The organism is Vibrio sp. 10N.222.52.B12 (assembly GCF_002875385.1).
GTDB classification, from domain to species: Bacteria; Pseudomonadota; Gammaproteobacteria; order Enterobacterales; family Vibrionaceae; genus Vibrio; species Vibrio jasicida.
In genome coordinates, this window is record NZ_MDAW01000098.1 from 33697 (window position 1) to 52621 (window position 18925).

Here is an 18925-nt window from a genome sequence, read left to right on the forward strand (position 1 = left end):
AGGATAAAACACTGGTTTTAAGAATTGTACGTTTTCAGAATTGAATGGAATCACTGACTTTGACCAGAAATTTGCGACAAAATTACGCTGTGAAATTTCACAACTTGAATGGTTTTTAAGCACTTTGAGGTGATAATTCAGTAACACGTTATTCTCGTCGTCACGCTTTGACTAGATAGAGTCACTTGTCACTTCCCAAGGTTGGGGAATGCATGTAGTGTGACCCATAATTAAAGTCTGTGATACTCATGGAGAAGTTATGTACCACATTCATGTTTATTTTCCGCTTCAGCAGCAGGAAAAAGCTCAAGCCTTGAATGAAATTATTCGTCAAGAACGCCAAGACGTGCTGCGCGTTTTTCCGTTAGTGTGTAAATTGGTTGGGCCCCATAAGATGCCAATGTTTGAACTGCACGTTGAATCCGTGAGCGAGGAATTTATCGCTTGGTTAGATACCATTCGAGGTGGCTTCTCTGTCTTAATCCATCCAGTCAGCGATAACGAATTACGTGATCACACAGAACATGCGATTTGGCTCGGGCGCGAACTCGGAGTATTTGAGGAAAAGCTCGAAGCGTAAATCGTTGGGGTAGGCGACGCTTCCCCTCCTTGTTCGTCCTACCCAGATTCAGCAATTCCGTCCATCGTGTGCTAAACCTAAATAACGATAGTGATAAAAGAGTCACCATCGTATGTTCTTATATTTGATGTTTAGCAACGCATTAAAACAAGATTTAGCATATAAATCAGGGAAGTGCAGTATACGACCCCAACGCCATTGGCAGTGGAAAGGACATTTCTAGAGGGGAAAGGGGATGCTAACAATACTCTTGGTGGCACTAGCGCTGTATATCTTTTGGCTGTTGTTTCGTAATGGCCCTGCATTTGCCGAGCGTGTGCCAAGTAAAAAACGTAATTGGGTCGGACCAACCGCTAACCAAGAAGAGTGGCAAGGCTATTGTTCAGAAGTCTTTCAACCATTCAGTTCTCAAACTACCTTTTATGCCATCGCCTATTTTGCCAACTTCGTTGCGGCTGCGAATGCGATTTCGTGGTCGATCATTTATGAAGGTGACTATCCCATCATCATGAGTCGTTTTGGTAGCTATTTCATCGTTAATACTCATGATGCGCTGTTGGTTTCAGGGTTTGTCGCGTTGGCGTGCTTTATTATAAATTGGCAACTTGCTGTCCATTGCGCAGGAATCATGAGCCAATATTTGGTGCGCATACTCATCATTAACCGCACTCGTTTCGTAGCGATTAGCTTAGTGTTTTGTAGCTATTTTGCATACTTACTTACAGTAGGCATTTTTTGGCTCTTCCACGATGGATACTCGATTTGGCATGGGCTTACGCTCACTCCGGTATTTCTGCTTTTGGCGTTGCTTCTTGCGTTTGTACTGCCCTCAATGAAAAAAGAGCCTGTAGAGAAAGACTAAAGCAAGATTCAATTCAAGTTGTTGCGCTAGAATTTCCACGACTGTTGAGGTAGGATTGCCGACCTTTTTTGTCAGTGGGAGGACTTATGTACATCGGCTTTGACTATGGCACCGCAAACTGTTCGGTGGCGAAAATGGAACAAGGTGAGCCTCAGTTGCTTAATCTTGAGGGGAGTAGCCCTTACATTCCTTCCACCCTTGCGTCACCAACGCGTGAATCGGTGTCTGAACACCTATTTCGTCATCGTAATATCAAGCCTTTTGATAAAGTGGGTGAGCAAGTTCTGCGTCGCGCTATAAACTTCAACCGCGAAGAGAGCATTGAACTTGAGCCTGAAGATATGGCGTTTGGACAAGCAGCGCTGAATCGTTACTTAGAAGATCCTCGCGATATTTACTATGTGAAGTCACCGAAGTCTTTCTTAGGTGCATCTGGCCTGCGTGACGTTCAGTTAAGTTTCTTTGAAGATCTAGTGTGCGCCATGATGGACAACATCAAGTCGCAAGCTGAGAACGATGCGCAGCAAATCATTACTGATGCGGTGATTGGTCGTCCTATCAATTTCCACGGACGTGGAGGAGAAACGGCGAACATCCAAGCAGAAGGTATTCTCTTAAGAGCAGCAAAACGTGCTGGCTTCCAAAATGTTGAGTTTCAATTTGAGCCTGTTGCCGCGGGTCTGGAATATGAAGCGACGCTAACGGAAGATAAAACCATTCTGGTGGTCGATATTGGCGGTGGTACGACAGACTGTTCTTTGATTCAAATGGGACCATCTTGGCGTGGTAAAGCGGATCGCACAGCAAGTCTGTTGGCGCACAGTGGCCAGCGTGTCGGTGGTAACGATTTGGATATTGCATTGGCGTTCAAACAACTGATGTTCCCATTTGGTATGGAGAGTAAGATGGAGTCGGGCATCGTTATGCCAACCACACAGTTCTGGAACCCAATTGCGATCAACAACGTAGAAGCGCAGAGTGACTTTTATTCTCGTGAGAACCTTTCGGCGTTGAAACTTCTGCACAAGCAAGCGCAAGAGCCACAAAAGCTTGCTCGCTTGTTAGAGGTTTACCATGAGTCTCTGGGTTATAACATTGTCCGTCGTGCGGAAGAGGCGAAAGTCGCGCTTTCTGAACAAGCTTCCTACCGTGCGGGCGTTAACCTGTTGTCTGAGTTTATTGAGGTGGATGTTCAACGTGACGAGATGATCGAAGCGATTGAATCGCCAAAGAACAAGATGACAGCGTTAGTAACAGAAGCGGTAGAGCAAGCGGGCGTAAAACCGGATGCGATCTTTATGACAGGCGGTTCGGCACGTTCACCTATTTTGCGTGATGCAGTGCAGACAGTATTGCCAAATATTCCGGTGGTGAGTGGTAACTACTTTGGTTCGGTAACCGCAGGTCTAGCGCGCTGGGCAGAGGTTTGCTTTAAGTAAGACTGAGTTAGCTGTTAATAGATTCCTGATCTCGCGTAGGCTCGTCGCAGTGACGAAGGGAGTTTGGCCAATGTGCTGAGCACTAAGCCACTCAAACTTTGATAGAAGACTAAATGGGGTCACTCCCTAGAGCGGGGAACGAGCGAGTAGGGAATCTCTCAAGTACACATAATTAAAGCCTTAAGTACCAAAAGCAAAAGAGCCCGCTGAAGTCGCGGGCTCTTTTCGTTTAAGCGATTAATGGTGGTGCGTGTGCTTTTCCATGTGGTCTTTTTTCTCAACCGCCATTTCTACTTCCACTTTACCTGCTTTTTTGAACGTCAAAGTCACAGGGAAACGGTCGCCTTCTTTTAGCGTTTGGGTTGGGTTGAAGATCATGAGATGGAAGTTGCCTGGCTTGAATTCCACTTTCTGCTGAGGCTCTACCACGACTTCATCAATCTTAATCATCTTCATCATGCCGTCTTCTTTCGTGTGAGTATGAATCTCTACACGGTCAGCAATCGGTGTTGAAGCTGCAATCAGCGCGTCATCAGCATCACCTAGGTTACTTAGCTGGAAGAAACCGCCAATCACTGGCGCATTTGGTGGCGCCTCTCGGCTCCAAGGATGATCGATGTGAATCTTGCCTGCTTCGTATTCGTGAGCAAGGCTGAGTGGGCTTGCTAATAGAGCAATAAGAGCGAAGGCTGTGGTTTTCATTGTTTTAAGCATTAGTGTTTTCCTTTTGAAATTTTGCTTCTCCGAATCGTTTGTTCGATCGGACTAATTGTTATTGTTGTGCGCCACATGCATAGCATTAGGCAAGGAAAGCACGAGGTGGTGATTGTTTTGGTGCGACGTGTTTATACACTTGTCGACCACATAGGGCGAAGTCGTAGGATATTAATGTGTGCTTGCGGCGTCGCAGCCAAAATATGGTGGCAAGAAAGAGCCCTAACGCAACGGAGATAAAGAATTGAGCGGCTTGCAATAATGGACATTCAAATTGGATGCTGTCGTGCAGATTGAGATCTTGAATGAAGTCTGAGTTGGGAAGTGCATTCGCTTGAATTAACTCGTTAACATCGACCCATTTAAAGCCATCTGCAGTACACAGTAGCACCTTCTCATCTTGTACTTGGTTGAGCCAGTTTTCACCGTGAATTTGCGTAGGGTTGAGCGCGACGGTGGATGTCAGGTACAACTGAAACAGCACTGCGATGATTATCGCTACTGCGCTTATAGTTGGTTTTCCTGATTGTATTTTGACTGTTTCCATACGACGCGATACTTCATTGTTTCGGCGCGGGATACTAACAAATGAGCGTTAAATTGTAACTGGTAGTTTATAAAAAGGTGATGTGAGTGTGTTTTATTTGTTTTGTGGATTATTGTTCTAAAGATAAATATCTAAAATTGCGTTGCTCACAGCACAGCGTAACCTGTTGGCTTGCTGAATGGCGCGGATTTGATTGGTGATTTTGCGTGCTAGAATCGCGCTTATTCAATTCAAAGTGACTATCTATTCTTCACTTGTTTTCCATTAACGGAATTATGACAGTAATTTAATAAAGGATACGGTATTCTCCGCACCTTTGTAGTTGCCTGAAGCGCCCGTCATATAAGGGTTGCGGAATCTTAAGAAATTTCTCCAATGAAATACGAACAACAGATCGGATATCGATACCCTAAAGGTCGCTTTGCGATGGTGAGCGTGTATGCGTTTACTGGTGCAGCGATTTTAGCATCGACTATTTTCTCTCTTTTACTGTTTTTGTCGATTGATGAAAACCCAATGATGCAGGCGCTATTTGGCGGTCTGGCCATCATATTTGAAGCGGGTAAATTTTACGCTTGGTATGAATACGGTGAGCGTCGTGCCCATCGAAACTACGCAGGTGCCTTAACAGCATTGGTGTTTTATTTGGTTCTCGCTGCCATTTCTATTGGTGGCAGTATCGGTGGTATCAACAGTGCGACCAACAGTGCACAAAGCCATATCTCGGTAGAGCAGGCAAAAGTTGAAGCCTACAACCGTCAGATTGCATCAATCGATAAACAGATTGAACTGAACAACATGGCGGCGCAAAAGTACATCGAAATGGAGCGCATCGCGACAGGTGTCTCTCGTATTCAAGAGCAAAACAAGAAATTGCGTGAAGAACAGCAACGCCTAGCGACGGAACGCGACAGCTTACCGCCAGTAGCGCAAGGTTCGGTGATCGGCTTGATTGACAGCTTGGCGAAAGCATTCGGTACTACATCGTCTCAAGCGCAGCTGGGTTTGGTGGTCTTCTTATCAATCTTGTTGGACTTCTTCGCAGCGTTTTTCGTTGGATTGATTGGTGAAGAGAACCGCTTCCGTCATTACTTCCGCAGAAACGATGGTATTACGCTAGCGAACGTTCGTGATATTGAACTCGAACCGGCGGGTTACTTACCTCATATTAAAGAGGAAGAACAACCTGAAATGTCTGTGCCAATTGAGCCAGAAGAACCAAAGACGTTATTAGAACAAGTGAGTGATGCGCTAAAAGGGCATCAAGTGATATGTACTAAGAAAGCCGTCGCGAAGCAGTTCCGACTTTCAGCAGAAGAAGTTGATAAAGTATTTGAAGAATTGGCTGAGCTTGGTTTAGTCGGTAAGAAAGCGAATCACCATTACCATTGGATTGGTCAAGCTGAAGCGGCTTAAGCATTTCGAGCGAAAAACAAAAGAGCGTCCATCTGGGCGCTCTTTTTGTACGCGGAAACACAGCATTAATCCGTGATGATTTTCTTGGTTGTGTTCTTAAGAGGTTTCTTTTCTTTTTCTGGCATTGCAGCATCAACTGCTTTACCTGCAATCCCCTCATCTGGCAGAGCGTCTTTGCCCGCTTCTACGGTGGTATCTTTCAACGCTTCTTTTGGGGTACAACGACCACCAACACCAACAACCGCTTTGGTTGCCGTTGCTTTCGCGGCTTTTTCAGCATCACAGTCGGGGTCCATTACGCCTGCATAGCTGGCTGTAGAAACAAACAAGAAAAGAAGGAGGGCCAGATTACGTATTTTCATTCCAGTTACCGTATTTATGTAAACATGCATTAAGTGTAACTGAGGGATTCTGATTTGCAGGAAAAGAAAAGTGCCGCCAAAGCGACACTTGTGGGTTTCTGTTGTAATTTCGGAAGTTTAGTCGTTCGCGAGCTCAATTTCTCTTGCGATATTTTGATCACCTACAACCACACCATCAACCTCAATCGTTGCACCATCTAGGTTGGCTTCCTGTACTCCTTCGAGTTGAGTATTGCTATCAATCACGACGGTTTTGGTTTGAAATTCAGGCCCATGCTCGTTTTGGCAAGCAAGAACAAACGTTCGGGAGTCTGCGTTATAGCTGTTTACTGAACCGGTGCACTCAAAAGATTCAACTCGCTCTGGTGTTGCATCAGCCTTTGTTGCAGCAAAACTGCTTGCTGAAGCACAAGCGCTGAAAATCATCATTAGAGGCAGTGTTATTTTACGCATTATTAATCCCTCATTTGGTCATACGTATCTGTTGTAAAGAGGATAGAAGAAAAGTCGATACGGGAGGAAAAGAAGCATCAAATTGTGATGCTTCTTAAATATTTGCGTGTATTTACATTACGTTAGTCGTCGTGACTTTCTGCTTCTACTTCACGTGCTACGTTTTGGTTGTTGATGATCACACCTTCAACTTCGACTTTAGTGCCGTTTAGATTGTGCTTTTCTAAGCCTTCAAAGCGAGTTTGAGCGTCAATCACAACGGTGTTGTTGGACATGACTTGGTCTGCATCATTTTCACAGCGTGAAACTTGGAACGTTTCCGTGTTTACGTTGTAGTTTGTTACCACACCTTCACATTCAAACTCTTTACCTTGCCAGTTACTGTCGTGGTCACCATCAAAATCTGGGCCGTCGATCTCGACTTCGGTCGCCGTGCGAACGCCATTTTTCATTACAGACGTTACTTCAACTTCTTGGCCTTGTTTCAAGTCGGTTTTAGTCCCGTCTTCAAAGCGGGTCGCGTTATCGACAACGAAGTTACCACGGTAGTTTAGTGAGAATTGGCTGTAGTCATTAGCGACCCAAGTAACAATGCCTTCTACGTCGTTATCACCGACCAAGCTGTCGTAGTTTTCGACTTCAACTTCTGTAGCCATGAAAACATCGCCTTGCATCGTACCTTCGGCTTCTATCCATTCGCCAACGCTCAAACCATCAACTCGGTCATAAGAGACTGTGACGTTCGCACCTAGTTTGAATGTACCGTTATTGGTGTCAATGCTTGAGATACGACCTTCAATTTCATCAGGACCGTTGTAATCGAAATCAAACTTAACGACGGATAGCACTTTGTAGCCCGCATCAGCGGTTGGTAGTGAAGACACCATAACCCAGTCGCCTTGGTCGATTTCATCACTTAAACCTTCAAAATGAAGTTCAACACCGTTTACCGTGAACGTTTTGTTGATGTGGTCAATCGCGGTCACCGTGCCAGTCATGGTCGGTTCTAGCGTAACAACAACCGGTTCCTCTGTTGATTTTTCTGTTCCAGAACCCACTTGAACCATCATGTTTGGCTGAACGGCGCCAAGGTTGGTTTCTTTTGAACCATACATGACTTCAGAAACGCGGTAGGTGTAGCCATTTACTGTAATGGTGCTTTTCGCTTCGTTTACGGACTCAACCGTACCAATCGCTGAGCTTGGTTTTGCTGCCGGTTGAGGAGAAGAGCTGCTACCGTCACCAGAACCACCACAACCCGATAATGCAATGCCCACTGCGGCTACAAGCGCTAATTTTTTCATGATTTATACCTGTTTTTGAAAGCTTATTTATGAATTTGGTTGTATCTTATGATGCGTATCGTGAAGTGTTCGTGAAGAAACGTGAGCCTATGAAAATATTAATTGTCGATGATAATCACAATGTTTCAGAAACTATTGCCGATTATCTGGAATTGGAAGGGATGACGATAGATTGCGCTTATCATGGAGAGGCCGCGCTAAATTTAATTCAAGAAAATCATTATGATGTGATCATTATGGACATCATGATGCCGAAACTTGATGGCATCAGTACCGTCCATAAACTGCGTCAAGAGTATCTATGTGGTACGCCGATATTATTTTTAACCGCCAAAGATACGTTAGACGACAAAGTTGCCGCGTTTCAAGCTGGGGGTGACGACTATTTGATGAAGCCATTTGCAATGCAAGAGTTGAGTTTACGTGTGCATGCACTGGCAAATCGAGGCCCGAGACAAGATGTTGGCACGCTCAAATTTGCCGACATTAGTTTGGATGTGCGTACCGACCAAGTCACAAGAATGGGTAAAGCACTCAAACTGAGTCGTATTCAAACTAAGATCTTAAAACTGTTATTAAAGCGGGCTCCGGCATCGGTATCTCGAACCGAAGTTATTGAGGATGTCTGGGGGGATGAACCTCCGGGCAGTGATGCGTTGCGTAGTCATATTTACGGGCTAAGAACTGCACTCGATAAAGGGTTTGATGATTCTAGATTAGAGACCATTCATGGACAAGGTTATCGACTTAAAGCATAAAGATTACCCAAGCATTTATCGCAAAATTCGTTGGGGTTTTGGCCTTATGACGTTTGCGATGTTTACGTTGTTTTGGTCATTAATTTATGTGGCAGAGAACAAACTGGAAGTGTTGAGCTTGCATCACTGGCTCGATACTGAAGTGGTTCTATACAAAGAGAATTACAAAAAGCAGGGTTGGGATGCCCCTTTGCCAAACGTGATGGAGTTTGATTCCTACTGGAGCAAAGCTCCGACACCTGATTGGCTGCTGTCGTTTAAGTTTCCAGGCTTCTATGAATACCTATTGGGTGAAGAGGATAAGCACTTTGTTGTCTTCGAGCACCCATCTGGTGAAGGATTGATGTACATCGTCTTTCAAGATGATTCCGATGATTATTTGGATGAGTACGAAAGCTCGTTGCATCAGTTTACTTTTTTCTTGGGTGGCTTGTTTTCCATCATCATGGTTGGCTACGGTGTTTACATGGTGCGAATTCTTTCTCGTCCACTGGCGAAAATTGAAGGCAAAATCGGCTGTATGCCGCCAGACCAACCCGCGTTTGAAGTCGATACTAAGTTCAGTGAAACCCGACATATTGAGCAAACTTTGCTGGACAGTAAAAACAACATCGCAGGTTACTTCCGACGAGAGCAAGAGTTTAGCCGATTTGCATCACACGAACTTCGAACGCCCATCATGGTAATAAAAGGCTCCGCAGATATTTTAAGCCGAGTGCCAGATCAACCACGCGTCGCGCAAAAAGCCATTGCGCGCCTTCAACTGGCCAGTGAAGAAATGCGGGTTCTAACGGAAGCTTTCTTACTGTTAGGGAAAGAGAATGTTGAGCCGCAGCACTACGGCGACCATGAATTGATTGTTTGCCTCAATCAACAGCTAGAAGAGCTTGCTCCTCTGTTTGCTAAACAAGGTGCAGAGTACCAGTTAAGGGAAAAAGACAGTGGTGTGGTGCATGCGCCTGAGAGTTTTATCACCATTGTGATCAATAACCTGATTAAGAATGCATTCAGCTACAGTGTTGGTGACATCGAGATTGAACTGAATAGCACTCAATTGGTGGTTGTGAATCGCCATGATGGTAATGAGACCTACAATGCCGGTTATGGCTGTGGGCTTGTGATTGTGCAACGCATCTGTGAGCGCATGAGTTGGCCGTTTGAATTAGAGGATGATGGCGTAAGGTTTACGGCCAAAATCGACTTTGTTTCCTGATTGAGCACTTCGATTAGGGGAGTGCTTCGAACGGTGTGAATAACGAAAAGCCAGAGATTTCACTCTGGTTTTTTTGTACCTAACTGCCAGTGAAAAAAGAAAAAACACTGATATGAATTAGACTCTAGGGAGTGGAAGGGAAACTCAAGGAGCGACTATGCTTTCGTACCACGTAAGTAAGAGCGTTGAAATCGAAAAGACGCAAAGCGAGATTATCGATTATCTCAAAGATTTTAAGAATTGGCCGGAATGGTCTCCTTGGCTTATTTTAGAGCCGGATTGCGAGCTGACTTACAGCAATGAGCAGGGGCTGGTCGGTTCCGGCTATCAGTGGAACGGGAAGCGTGTTGGTACTGGGGCTATGGTCTTAGAGAGCACACAAGAACATCGTTTAGATATGGAATTGCACTTTTTCCGCCCTTTTAAAAGTCATGCGAAAGTGACGTTAATCGTCACGCCATCAGAGAAAGGATCTGTGGTGGAATGGCAGATGCAATCAAGCGTGCCGTGGTTTTTATTCTTCTTGAAAGGCATGTTTAAAAGCATGATTGAGATGGACTATGAACGTGGGCTGCGCATGCTGAAGCGCCAATTAGAGACCGGAACTGTCTTATCTGAATTGGTTGAAGTCGGTAGTCGTCAGCAAAATGAAATTAACTACATTGGCTTAACGGGTTCCGGCATGATGAATGATCTGGGACCAATCATGCAAGATCACATTGAACGATTATTTGACCTCGTAGAAAAAGAGAAGCTACCTGTGACCGGGGAGCTCTTCTGCTATTACTTATCCATGGACATGAAGCGTGGATACTTTGAATTTATTACCTGTTTACCAGTTAAAGCTGGCGTTGCCGCGATGAGTGATTTTGTTGCTGGAACCATTCCTGCCAGTGACACCTTTGTTGTGGAGCATAAAGGTGAATATTGGTTTCTGGGTAATGCATGGTCAATGGCGATGAGTGTTACTCGGCATGATGGTGTTAGAGTGAAAAACAAACCTTTGGGTATTGAACGCTACTTAAACAGTCCGCATGATACTGAGCAGGCTGAGCTGCGCACTGAGGTTATCTTATTTAAGAAATGATGTGCGTTGTAAAACTATGAACTAACGCCATGTTTCATCCTAACTGCATGATAGTATTCGTTAATGCTTTAACATTAGAACGATACTCAAGTTGATGAGTGCCATATTGGCATCATCGCATTATGTCATGGATGAGATATGAAACTGAAAACCCCTCTAATAACTGCCTGCTTATTTGCCAGTCCTGTCTTTGCCAGCGAGGCGCCTAAAAACATCATCTATATGATTGGTGATGGGATGGGACCTGCCTTTACCTCTGCCTACCGTTATTATCATGATGACCTAGCCACAAAAGAGATTGAGCCGACGGTGTTTGACTCGATCTTAGTTGGTATGGCAAAGACGTATCCTGATGACGTCACCTATGTTACTGACAGTGCAGCAAGCGCGACGGCACTGAGCAGTGGCATTAAGAGTTATAACGGTGCTGTGGCGGTTGATGTCGATAAAAAGCCAGTTAAAACCATGCTTGAGATGGCAAAAGAGCAGGGGATGACGACTGGATTAGTAGCAACGTCACAAATTAATCACGCCACGCCAGCGAGCTTTGCAGCTCACAATGAATCTCGTCGAAACTATGATGAGATTGCCAATGACTACATTGATAACAAAGTCGATGATCAGTTACCTGTTGATTTATTACTTGGTGGCGGTGTGCGTTATTTTGAACGTGAAGATCGCAATTTGGTTGAAGAATTTAAACAGCAAGGTTACCAGTACATTACCGATTTCAAAGACCTTCCTGCATTGCAAACTTTACCTGCGTTAGGCCTGTTCGCAGATAAGGCATTTCCATTTGCGCTTGATGAGAATCCCACTCGTCTAGAGGAAATGACCAACAAAGCTCTCTCACTGCTGCAACGTCGAGATAACGGTTTTTTCGTTATGATTGAAGGCAGTCAAATTGATTGGTGTGGCCACGCGAACGACATTGCGTGCGCGATGGCAGAAATGGATGACTTTGCCAAATCGATTGAATTGGCGAAAGCTTATGTCGATGCGCATCCAGACACTTTGTTGGTGGTGACGGCTGACCACTCCACAGGCGGTTTAACTATCGGTGCAAATGGACAATACCAATGGGATACAGAGGCGATTAAAGGAGTTCATCAAACTGCATGGCCCTTAGCGATGTCATTAGCGCAGTCTCACGATATGATCAAAACATGGAATGCTTCTGTGGATTGGGAATTGTCGAAAGAGCAAGGTAGACAACTCGCTTATGCGAAATTAAGTGAAGAACCAGCGAAAGCGCTTTATAAAGAAGTGAAAGACATCATCAACAAGAAGAGTTTTACTGGTTGGACGACGAAGGGCCATACCGCTGTTGATGTTCAAGTGTTCGCTTACGGGAAAGGGGCTGATAAGTTTGTGGGCTCACAGAACAATACCGATATTGCCAAGAAGTTGATCGGGTTTATTCAATAAATTAGATTGAAGCTGATTAGTAAAGAAAATGCCTCAGCGATTGCTGAGGCATTTTTATCAGCCAACTTCTCTTGCTAGAGAATTATTGTGCACGGTATTTACCGCTGTTTAGTTCAATTTTAGACGCTTTTACGCGACTGTCCGCATTTAGGTAATCACTGATGCCAAGAAGATCTTGGCCTTCTGATGCTTTAAACACCGCGGATTCACCTTGTGTGAAGACAACTTCAAGTTTCAGCTCCTTTGCTACGGCCTTTGCATCCGCAGGACTTTTTACTGTTACAAAGATAAGGCCTGTGGCTTTAGATACGTTACTAAACGCGTTCTTAAACACCTCATCACCTGCATGCAGTTCAGCGGCTTCAGATAAGTTATCGACTGATAGCTTACGGTAGTCTTGGCCGTTAACTTCTAACGCGTCAGAAGCGACGAATAGCTCAGGAGTTGGTTGCTCTGCCAATTGCTGTGCACTTGCAGTTGCCGCCATTGTTGAAAGAGCCAGAATAGAAAAAGTCATAAATTTCATGTGATTGACTCCTTAGTGACCGAAGATGCGCATAGACCAGTTTTTGATAACCCCTGGTTGTGCGTTGTTTGCCATCGGTACATCATAGATAGCAGAAGAGTTGAAATATGCAATGAATGAGAATACTTCATCACCGTTGGTATCGATCGCGCGTAGCGTCCATTCGCCTTTCGCATTCTCACCGTAGAACTGGTTCGACAGCATTAGTTGGTTTTCGTAACCTGCCACTGTTGGATCAAGTGATTGACCAACAAGGCCGTTGCGAGGCGTTTGTAGAACAGAACGCGTACCTGATGGAGAAATTAGTTCAATTGCCAAATCTGGTAGGCGTGAGTGTTCCAGCGTTAGCTTAACTTGAACAGACTCAACCGTTAAGTCTTCAGTGATCGCAATAGCAGAAGAGCCGCCTGTTAAGCTTGCATCTGGAACGCTCACTTCAGTTGCATTGTTTGCCCATGGCGTAATGACTTGTGCAGGTAGAACGTTGTTTGTCATACGTGCACGCTTCATTGCTTCATCTAGGTTAACGGCACCAAAACCATAGAAGGAATGGAAATCAACGCCCGCTGCGTTTTTCTGCCATGGTGAAATAGCTTCATAACTGACAACTTCACCTTGGTTGTTGACAAATTCAAGTGCAACACCTGAGTGATCTTTGTCCGTGACACTTGCTGTTTCTGCAAGAAGAGCACGAACATCACGAGCTGATAACGCGTGGTTTGTCGACATGATTGCGGCAATCGCACCAGAGGTGTTTGGAGCAGCAGAAGACGTACCATTCATCGTGCTGGTGTAGTTACAGTTTGGATCTTGCTCTGTACCGCCATGCAAGCCATTAATACCCAAATCTGCGCTGGTGTTTTGACCTTCTTCACAGCCCATTAAGTCCGTTGTTACCATTGCTGGAAAGTCTTGGCCGTATTCACCCGCTGGTGCAGCAACCCAAACGTTTGTACCTACAGACGAGTAACTTGCACGTGTACCATCGGCACGTAATGCACTAGTGACTAGGTTGTAGTAACTTGCGTTGTCATAAGACTGCTGTGAGTTGTGCATTGGTAAGCCTTTGTTACCACCACCGGCGAAGAAATCGCCTGGAAGAACGAAGAATCGGCCAGTATTGAAGTAACGATAACCGTTACCTGCAGACTTAACGAAGACTGCTCCACGGCCCCATGCGTTACTTTCACTCACATCTTTCATGACATCCATTTCGAGTTTGAACTGAGGATCGTTCTCGTCGAATGGGATAGGGGTAAGTGGGCTAAAGCCATAACTTTGGTTGAATACGCGCACGTCGCTGGTAGACGCGTCTGCACCGTGAGAAATTAACCAACCTTCAAGCGTTTGGTTAGCGAGCCAGTTAAAGCCCATCAAAGAAGAGCGAGAAGCGACACCGCGAACGCCTTCACCGTTATTACCGACCGCACTGATCAAACCGGCAACGGCAGTACCGTGACCATTTGCATCGACTGGGTAGTCGGCTGGGAATGAAGAGTCTTCAACAAAGTTTCTGCTGCCTGTGACTACGTTACCTGCAAGGTCTGGGTGGTCGATTTGAACACCAGAATCGATAACGGCAACTTTCACCCCAACGCCAGCAATACCCATTGCTTGTGTCAGGTTGGTGTTTAAATCGTTACCCGCAACCGCAGGATTGGCCGCGAACGCTGTTTGTCCTGTGTTGTTTAAGTGCCATTGCTCTGAATAGAGCGGATCGTATGCCGAGACGGCAGGAGAAATACCTACTGCCAACATCGCGGCGAATAGGCGATTAATGCGTGTTTCCATTTGTGACCTCATTGTCTTTGTTTGGAATTTTTGTCCCTGTTCGATACTCCTTTAAACAGGTCTAAACAAAGCTAGCGGTTAACTAAGGAGACGAAAACTGTTTACATCTTATTTACGTTCTTTTTTCGACGCACGACATTATCTTGACGTTAACTGCTTGAAGTCACTTGGGATTCTGGATATTTGACTGGAAGATAGCGTGTTTAAAAAGCAGGAAAACTAGAGTAATTTCCTGCTTTTTATGGAATGGGGTGATTTATATGGCAGGTTGTATGGTTGCCTCAGGTTCTGTAGGGGCTTGTTCTTTACGAGACAGCAGACCGTCAACTACCTTTTCAACATAAAACTTCTTAAATTCTTTATCGCACCATTTCTTGTTCAAACCGCGACGGTTGAACTCAGCACCGATTGCTACTCGAGTTTGATTTGTGGCGCGATTGTAGTAGAGCGTTTCACATAATTGCATGTTACTCATTTGCTGAGCGTACACATTAACACTGCTACTTCGCATTCCAAGTTGGGAAGCCTGTTGGTTACTGCATGCAGCCAAAAAGAAAGGGGCAAATGCAGCAAGAATCCATATTTTTTTCATTGTGCTTTTCTATGACGTCGAGTGAATTTTGTGCTGGTTACGACCAGCTTGTTTGGCATCATACAGAGATTGGTCCGCGGCAAAGAACCACTTATCCCACTCTTGTTTGATCGATTGAGCGCTTAACTCGTTGACCGCGCCGAGAGAGATTGTGGCGCTTAGCGACTGTGAGTCAACCTCTAGATTGTTGTTTTCTACTGCAAGTCTCAAACGGTTGAGTGTTTTTGCACAGTCGTCGACGTGACGGATTTCGAACAATAATACAAACTCTTCACCACCCCAACGAACCAAAAGGTCACCAGAGCGTGTCGCCTCATCCAAAATAGTGGCGACGTGTATCAGCATCTTATCGCCTAAGTCGTGCCCGTATTGGTCATTGAACGATTTGAAGTGGTCGATATCAATGACCGCTAAGGCAAACTTTCTATCTGGACTGCGACGAGCCATATTTTCCAACCAGCTAGGAAGGTAGCGGCGGTTATGGACTTTAGTTAGCGGGTCTGTTGTGTTCTGTTGCGCCAACTCTTCGTTGATCTTATTCATCTGGCGGATGTAACGGAACAACCAAAAACCGATAGCCGCAACGACACAAAAATAGAAGATTTCACGATAGCGTTGAGATTCAAGCTCAGACGCTTGCAACGCATTTTTTGCTTCTAGTAAGGTCAGCTCTTTTTGCGCTAACTTTGCCTCAAGATCGAGCTTGATGTTAATCATTTCTTCACCATGGACATGGCTAGAAAAGTTGCGCTCCAAACTGCGTAACTGACCTAAGTAATCAAATGCAGCTTCAAACTTCTTCAACTCTTGATTCGCTCGAACCATGACTAGAAGAAGGTCCATTTTTTGTTTAGTTTCAGCGCTAGCCGATTCATTTAAGCTATCGAGTGCCAACTTCGCATTTAAGATTGCTTGATCAAACTGATTGTCTGCGAGGTACGCTTCGGCATACGCCTCATAACAAGCGGCTTTGATACTTTTATGATTCTGAGGGTTAGGTAAGGCTAAGCAGGCTTCTGCTAGCTCTAATGATTCATCTATCTTACCAAGTGTACTCAAAAGCTGAGATAGGTTGGAAACAGAATTATGTTTGATTCTTACTGAGCCGGTTTCCATCGACAGTTTCGCTGCTTGTTCGAAATAGTGTTCAGACTCAAGGTACTCTTCCATTCCAAAATAAACCACGCTCATGTTAGCGTACATGATCGCCAGGAAAAGGCTGTTGTCGTAATGATCATCGCTGTTTAAATACCCATCAATCGCTTGATCTAAGTAGGTTTTCGCTCGCTTCCAATCGGACAGTTCCATGTAAAGAGAAGCGATATTATTGAGCGTCATCGCGATTTGGATTTCAAACTCAGAGTGTTCAAGCAGATCGTAAGCAGTACGGTAGTGTCTTAGGCCTGTTTGCACTTGAGCGCGTTGGACTTCGGCATTACCTAACCAGCGATAGGCGCGGCCCTGCAAAGAGTCATAACCGATCTCACGCGCGGTGTTGATGACTTCGTGTAATAGAAGTTCGCCTTGCCACACTTCGTCTGCTTCTACCAATTCTACGGCTTGGTTGAGTTTGGCTTCTGCAATAACCCACGGCAGCTTGTGCTTTTTACCAAACTCCACAAGGTTGGGAAGTTTCGGTAAAGGAACCCCTTCATAGCGTTCTAGATAGATACGGGCAAAGTAATACAGTGCTTGAGATTCTGGCGAAGCATTAGGTGGCAGCGACAGATCGCTAGATTTAATTGAACGAGGTTTACCAATGGAGTCGAAGTAGAACTCCAGCATTGGATAATCTGCGCGAGCAAGATGTTGCTTTAGGTAGCTTTCCTTTTTGGGCGCGTCAGCGGCTAGGCTGGGTAGTGAGCAAAGCACTCCAAATATAATAGGAAAAAGGAATCGCAGCGTTTTTAACGGTAAAGGCATCAGACTGTTGATAGAAAAGCTGACTCTTATAATGAAACACGTAACAAGTTTATCATCTCTTAATCGCGATTACCCATAGATTTAGCGGTTTTATTCTGCTTATTATTCTCTTCACCAAGCCAATGAAACTAGGCATATGGTCAAGGTTAACGTTTAAAAAGTTCAGCTTTGTCGTAGAGGAGGAAGGTAGAGTCTGTCTGCGGTTATTTATATAAGAAGGGTCGGAGGGCTGGTGGGGATATTTTCGCTGACCGATTCAAAAATAAAGACGCCGTTTGATGATAGTTCAATCTTAAAAAATCGTTCGATCTCTAAAAGTTCACATGACTGTAATAAAAATTTAATCTTTGTATGAGTTGTGGAAAAATGCTTTTTTCGACATAGTGTTAGTAAGCCAGAGAAAAAGGCTTGTTTTCACTAAAAAGGAGATTGCCTATGCACAATGAAATGATTCAACCTTCCCACTTTGGTATCATCGGTCGTACTTGCATCGCGTCTGTACTAATGATCGTAGGTGTTTTCACATTCATGTAATGAGAAAGTCTCTTTCTATTACCGAATAAGAAAACCATAGCAAAATTCAGGGAATTACCTTAATAAAAAATAAGGTATTCCCCTGAAAATAAAAGCCACGTCTCTTTTCTTAACTCAACAAGCTAAAAACCAACGCACTTACTGCAATAATCCCCGTCAATAGGACAAAGTACGTCGATACTTTTCCACGATACTGCTTTAACGTTTTCACTTTGTACACCGCCAGCATTGGCATGATAAACAAGATCATTGCAATGATCGGTCCAGAGAGCGCTTCCATCATGCCAAGAATGCTCGGGTTCAAAATGGCTGCAATCCAAATCGAGATAAATAGCACCACGACACTGATGTGATCAACACGTCGTTTTGGCATGTCCGAATGCTTAGTGATCAAACCATTCAAGCTTTCACGCGCACCAAGGAAGTGACCAAGGAAAGAGGAGGTAATCGCGACAAATGCTACAAGTGGACCAAGCGTTGCAATGAATGGATTGTCTGTTGCATTTGCTAAGTAAGACAGTACTGATACGTTTTGCGATTTCGCCTCTGCCAGTTGCTCTGGAGAAAGCGCCAAGACACAAGAAAACACAAACAAAAGAACAAACGCAATCAGCATGACGCTTGTACGACGCAGAATCAGCTCTGATTTATTATCGGCCGCATCACCATAATGACGACGTTGAACATTTGCAAAAGTGGAAATTGCTGCTGCGTGGCTGAAAGAGAAGATCACAACCGGAATCGCTAACCACATTGTGCTTGCGAAGGACGACATTTCCGGCGCATCCATCATTGGTATGCTCCAGTTCGGCATCAGATAAAATGAAAGAAACGCCAGAATCGCAACCAATGGGTAAACCATGATAGCAAACGCACGTAGCATCACTTTTTCACCCGCCATCATGATAGCAATTAAGCTGAACACCAATACGCCGGACAGTAGGGCACGCGGTAATGGCTCCATACCCGCTTGGTTGACCATGAAGCTGTCAACGGTGTTGGTAATACCCACGCCATAGATAAGTAGAATCGGGAAGATCGAAAGGAAATACAAGAGAGAGATAGAGCGTCCCGCTTTTGCGCCAAAGTGCTCTTCAACCACATCGGTAAAATCTGCGTTTTTCACTTTTGATGACAGCACAAATCGTGCTAGGCCACGGTGTGCCAAATAAGTCATTGGGTAGGCGAGTACCGCCATGACGACAAGTGGCCAAAAACCACCAATACCTAAGTTAATCGGTAAGAATAAAATACCCGCACCCACGGCAGTACCAAACAGACTTAGTACCCAATGGGTATCATGTTTAGTCCAAGCGTTTGTTGTGTTTAATTCACTAAAATTTAATGTGTCTCGAGATTCTTTCACTTAAAACTCGCCTTTATAAAAATAATAATC

18 protein-coding genes are annotated in these 18925 nt (G+C 44.7%); 8 read left to right on the plus strand and 10 right to left on the minus strand.

The features are described 5' to 3' along the window. The first annotated feature begins 259 nt into the window (after positions 1–259). From BCT11_RS05740 to yegD, 3 genes are all read left to right on the plus strand, one after another. Positions 260–580 (plus strand): DOPA 4,5-dioxygenase family protein, encoded by a 321-nt coding sequence (locus BCT11_RS05740; protein WP_038873466.1) that lies wholly within the window; start codon positions 260–262, stop codon positions 578–580. 235 nt (positions 581–815) lie between these two features. Next, positions 816–1442: a hypothetical protein gene (locus BCT11_RS05745; RefSeq protein ID WP_038873467.1), complete on the plus strand. Its 627-nt coding sequence runs from the start codon at positions 816–818 to the stop codon at positions 1440–1442. An 86-nt stretch (positions 1443–1528) separates the two neighbouring features. After that, positions 1529–2881, plus strand: a complete 1353-nt coding sequence (gene yegD, locus BCT11_RS05750) for a molecular chaperone (protein WP_102387546.1) — start codon at positions 1529–1531, stop codon at positions 2879–2881. A 237-nt stretch (positions 2882–3118) separates the two neighbouring features. On the opposite strand, the gene BCT11_RS05755 is transcribed toward yegD, so the two are convergent. Both BCT11_RS05755 and BCT11_RS05760 read right to left on the minus strand, forming a co-directional pair. Continuing rightward, positions 3119–3595 (minus strand): copper chaperone PCu(A)C, encoded by a 477-nt coding sequence (locus BCT11_RS05755; protein WP_102387555.1) that lies wholly within the window; start codon positions 3593–3595, stop codon positions 3119–3121. An 85-nt stretch (positions 3596–3680) separates the two neighbouring features. Then, the gene (locus BCT11_RS05760) at positions 3681–4142 is read right to left on the minus strand and encodes a hypothetical protein (protein ID WP_038873475.1); all 462 of its coding nucleotides are present in this window, start codon (positions 4140–4142) and stop codon (positions 3681–3683) included. Between the two features lie 375 nt (positions 4143–4517). Between BCT11_RS05760 and BCT11_RS05765 the strand changes: the two genes are divergently transcribed. Beyond that, complete coding sequence (locus BCT11_RS05765) at positions 4518–5558, plus strand: Preprotein translocase subunit SecY (protein ID WP_102387556.1); 1041 nt, start codon at positions 4518–4520, stop codon at positions 5556–5558. Between the two features lie 65 nt (positions 5559–5623). On the opposite strand, the gene BCT11_RS05770 is transcribed toward BCT11_RS05765, so the two are convergent. The 3 genes from BCT11_RS05770 to BCT11_RS05780 form a co-directional block, all read right to left on the minus strand. Then, positions 5624–5920 carry a hypothetical protein gene (locus tag BCT11_RS05770; protein ID WP_038877133.1) on the minus strand — a complete coding sequence of 99 codons (297 nt, stop codon included), beginning with the start codon at positions 5918–5920 and terminating at the stop codon, positions 5624–5626. 117 nt (positions 5921–6037) lie between these two features. Further along, positions 6038–6373: a hypothetical protein gene (locus BCT11_RS05775; RefSeq protein ID WP_042602915.1), complete on the minus strand. Its 336-nt coding sequence runs from the start codon at positions 6371–6373 to the stop codon at positions 6038–6040. 122 nt (positions 6374–6495) lie between these two features. Further along, on the minus strand, positions 6496–7677 hold the full coding sequence (locus tag BCT11_RS05780; RefSeq protein ID WP_102387557.1) for a DUF5666 domain-containing protein: 1182 nt from the start codon (positions 7675–7677) through the stop codon (positions 6496–6498). Between the two features lie 89 nt (positions 7678–7766). Here BCT11_RS05780 and BCT11_RS05785 point away from each other — a divergent pair, with 89 nt between their 5' ends. The 4 genes from BCT11_RS05785 to BCT11_RS05800 all read left to right on the plus strand — a co-directional run bounded on the left by BCT11_RS05785 (position 7767) and on the right by BCT11_RS05800 (position 12163). After that, positions 7767–8435, plus strand: coding sequence for a response regulator transcription factor (locus tag BCT11_RS05785; protein ID WP_038873507.1), 669 nt, complete (start codon positions 7767–7769; stop codon positions 8433–8435). Further along, positions 8407–9648 carry a HAMP domain-containing sensor histidine kinase gene (locus BCT11_RS05790; protein ID WP_102387558.1) on the plus strand — a complete coding sequence of 414 codons (1242 nt, stop codon included), beginning with the start codon at positions 8407–8409 and terminating at the stop codon, positions 9646–9648. The genes BCT11_RS05785 and BCT11_RS05790 overlap by 29 nt, the downstream gene beginning before the upstream one ends. A 157-nt stretch (positions 9649–9805) precedes the next feature. Further along, positions 9806–10735 carry an SRPBCC family protein gene (locus BCT11_RS05795; RefSeq protein WP_102387559.1) on the plus strand — a complete coding sequence of 310 codons (930 nt, stop codon included), beginning with the start codon at positions 9806–9808 and terminating at the stop codon, positions 10733–10735. A 138-nt stretch (positions 10736–10873) separates the two neighbouring features. Beyond that, entirely contained in the window at positions 10874–12163 is a 1290-nt protein-coding gene (locus BCT11_RS05800; protein WP_102387560.1) for an alkaline phosphatase, read from the plus strand. A gap of 82 nt (positions 12164–12245) precedes the next feature. Here the strand turns inward: BCT11_RS05800 and BCT11_RS05805 are convergent, their stop codons facing one another. The 5 genes from BCT11_RS05805 to BCT11_RS05830 form a co-directional block, all read right to left on the minus strand. After that, complete coding sequence (locus BCT11_RS05805) at positions 12246–12689, minus strand: hypothetical protein (RefSeq protein ID WP_102387561.1); 444 nt, start codon at positions 12687–12689, stop codon at positions 12246–12248. A gap of 12 nt (positions 12690–12701) precedes the next feature. Further along, positions 12702–14480 carry a S8 family peptidase gene (locus BCT11_RS05810; protein WP_102387562.1) on the minus strand — a complete coding sequence of 593 codons (1779 nt, stop codon included), beginning with the start codon at positions 14478–14480 and terminating at the stop codon, positions 12702–12704. Positions 14481–14736: 256 nt separating this feature from the next. Then, positions 14737–15072: a hypothetical protein gene (locus tag BCT11_RS05815; protein ID WP_038873503.1), complete on the minus strand. Its 336-nt coding sequence runs from the start codon at positions 15070–15072 to the stop codon at positions 14737–14739. 9 nt (positions 15073–15081) lie between these two features. After that, entirely contained in the window at positions 15082–16857 is a 1776-nt protein-coding gene (locus BCT11_RS05820; RefSeq protein ID WP_241908985.1) for a tetratricopeptide repeat-containing diguanylate cyclase, read from the minus strand. A 781-nt stretch (positions 16858–17638) separates the two neighbouring features. Continuing rightward, a complete protein-coding gene (locus BCT11_RS05830) occupies positions 17639–18895 on the minus strand; it encodes an aromatic amino acid transport family protein (protein ID WP_102387564.1) in 1257 nt (418 codons plus the stop codon). Positions 18896–18925: the final 30 nt, after the last annotated feature.

Excerpts from the sequence above, each read along its gene's own strand:
- BCT11_RS05740 (WP_038873466.1), top strand. The coding sequence starts at position 260 with ATGTACCACATTCATGTTTATTTTCCGCTTCAGCAGCAGGAAAAAGCT.
- BCT11_RS05745 (WP_038873467.1), top strand. The coding sequence starts at position 816 with ATGCTAACAATACTCTTGGTGGCACTAGCGCTGTATATCTTTTGGCTG.
- yegD (WP_102387546.1), top strand. The coding sequence starts at position 1,529 with ATGTACATCGGCTTTGACTATGGCACCGCAAACTGTTCGGTGGCGAAA.
- BCT11_RS05755 (WP_102387555.1), bottom strand. The coding sequence starts at position 3,595 with ATGCTTAAAACAATGAAAACCACAGCCTTCGCTCTTATTGCTCTATTA.
- BCT11_RS05760 (WP_038873475.1), bottom strand. The coding sequence starts at position 4,142 with ATGGAAACAGTCAAAATACAATCAGGAAAACCAACTATAAGCGCAGTA.
- BCT11_RS05765 (WP_102387556.1), top strand. The coding sequence starts at position 4,518 with ATGAAATACGAACAACAGATCGGATATCGATACCCTAAAGGTCGCTTT.
- BCT11_RS05770 (WP_038877133.1), bottom strand. The coding sequence starts at position 5,920 with ATGAAAATACGTAATCTGGCCCTCCTTCTTTTCTTGTTTGTTTCTACA.
- BCT11_RS05775 (WP_042602915.1), bottom strand. The coding sequence starts at position 6,373 with ATGCGTAAAATAACACTGCCTCTAATGATGATTTTCAGCGCTTGTGCT.
- BCT11_RS05780 (WP_102387557.1), bottom strand. The coding sequence starts at position 7,677 with ATGAAAAAATTAGCGCTTGTAGCCGCAGTGGGCATTGCATTATCGGGT.
- BCT11_RS05785 (WP_038873507.1), top strand. The coding sequence starts at position 7,767 with ATGAAAATATTAATTGTCGATGATAATCACAATGTTTCAGAAACTATT.
- BCT11_RS05790 (WP_102387558.1), top strand. The coding sequence starts at position 8,407 with ATGGACAAGGTTATCGACTTAAAGCATAAAGATTACCCAAGCATTTAT.
- BCT11_RS05795 (WP_102387559.1), top strand. The coding sequence starts at position 9,806 with ATGCTTTCGTACCACGTAAGTAAGAGCGTTGAAATCGAAAAGACGCAA.
- BCT11_RS05800 (WP_102387560.1), top strand. The coding sequence starts at position 10,874 with ATGAAACTGAAAACCCCTCTAATAACTGCCTGCTTATTTGCCAGTCCT.
- BCT11_RS05805 (WP_102387561.1), bottom strand. The coding sequence starts at position 12,689 with ATGAAATTTATGACTTTTTCTATTCTGGCTCTTTCAACAATGGCGGCA.
- BCT11_RS05810 (WP_102387562.1), bottom strand. The coding sequence starts at position 14,480 with ATGGAAACACGCATTAATCGCCTATTCGCCGCGATGTTGGCAGTAGGT.
- BCT11_RS05815 (WP_038873503.1), bottom strand. The coding sequence starts at position 15,072 with ATGAAAAAAATATGGATTCTTGCTGCATTTGCCCCTTTCTTTTTGGCT.
- BCT11_RS05820 (WP_241908985.1), bottom strand. The coding sequence starts at position 16,857 with ATGCTGGAGTTCTACTTCGACTCCATTGGTAAACCTCGTTCAATTAAA.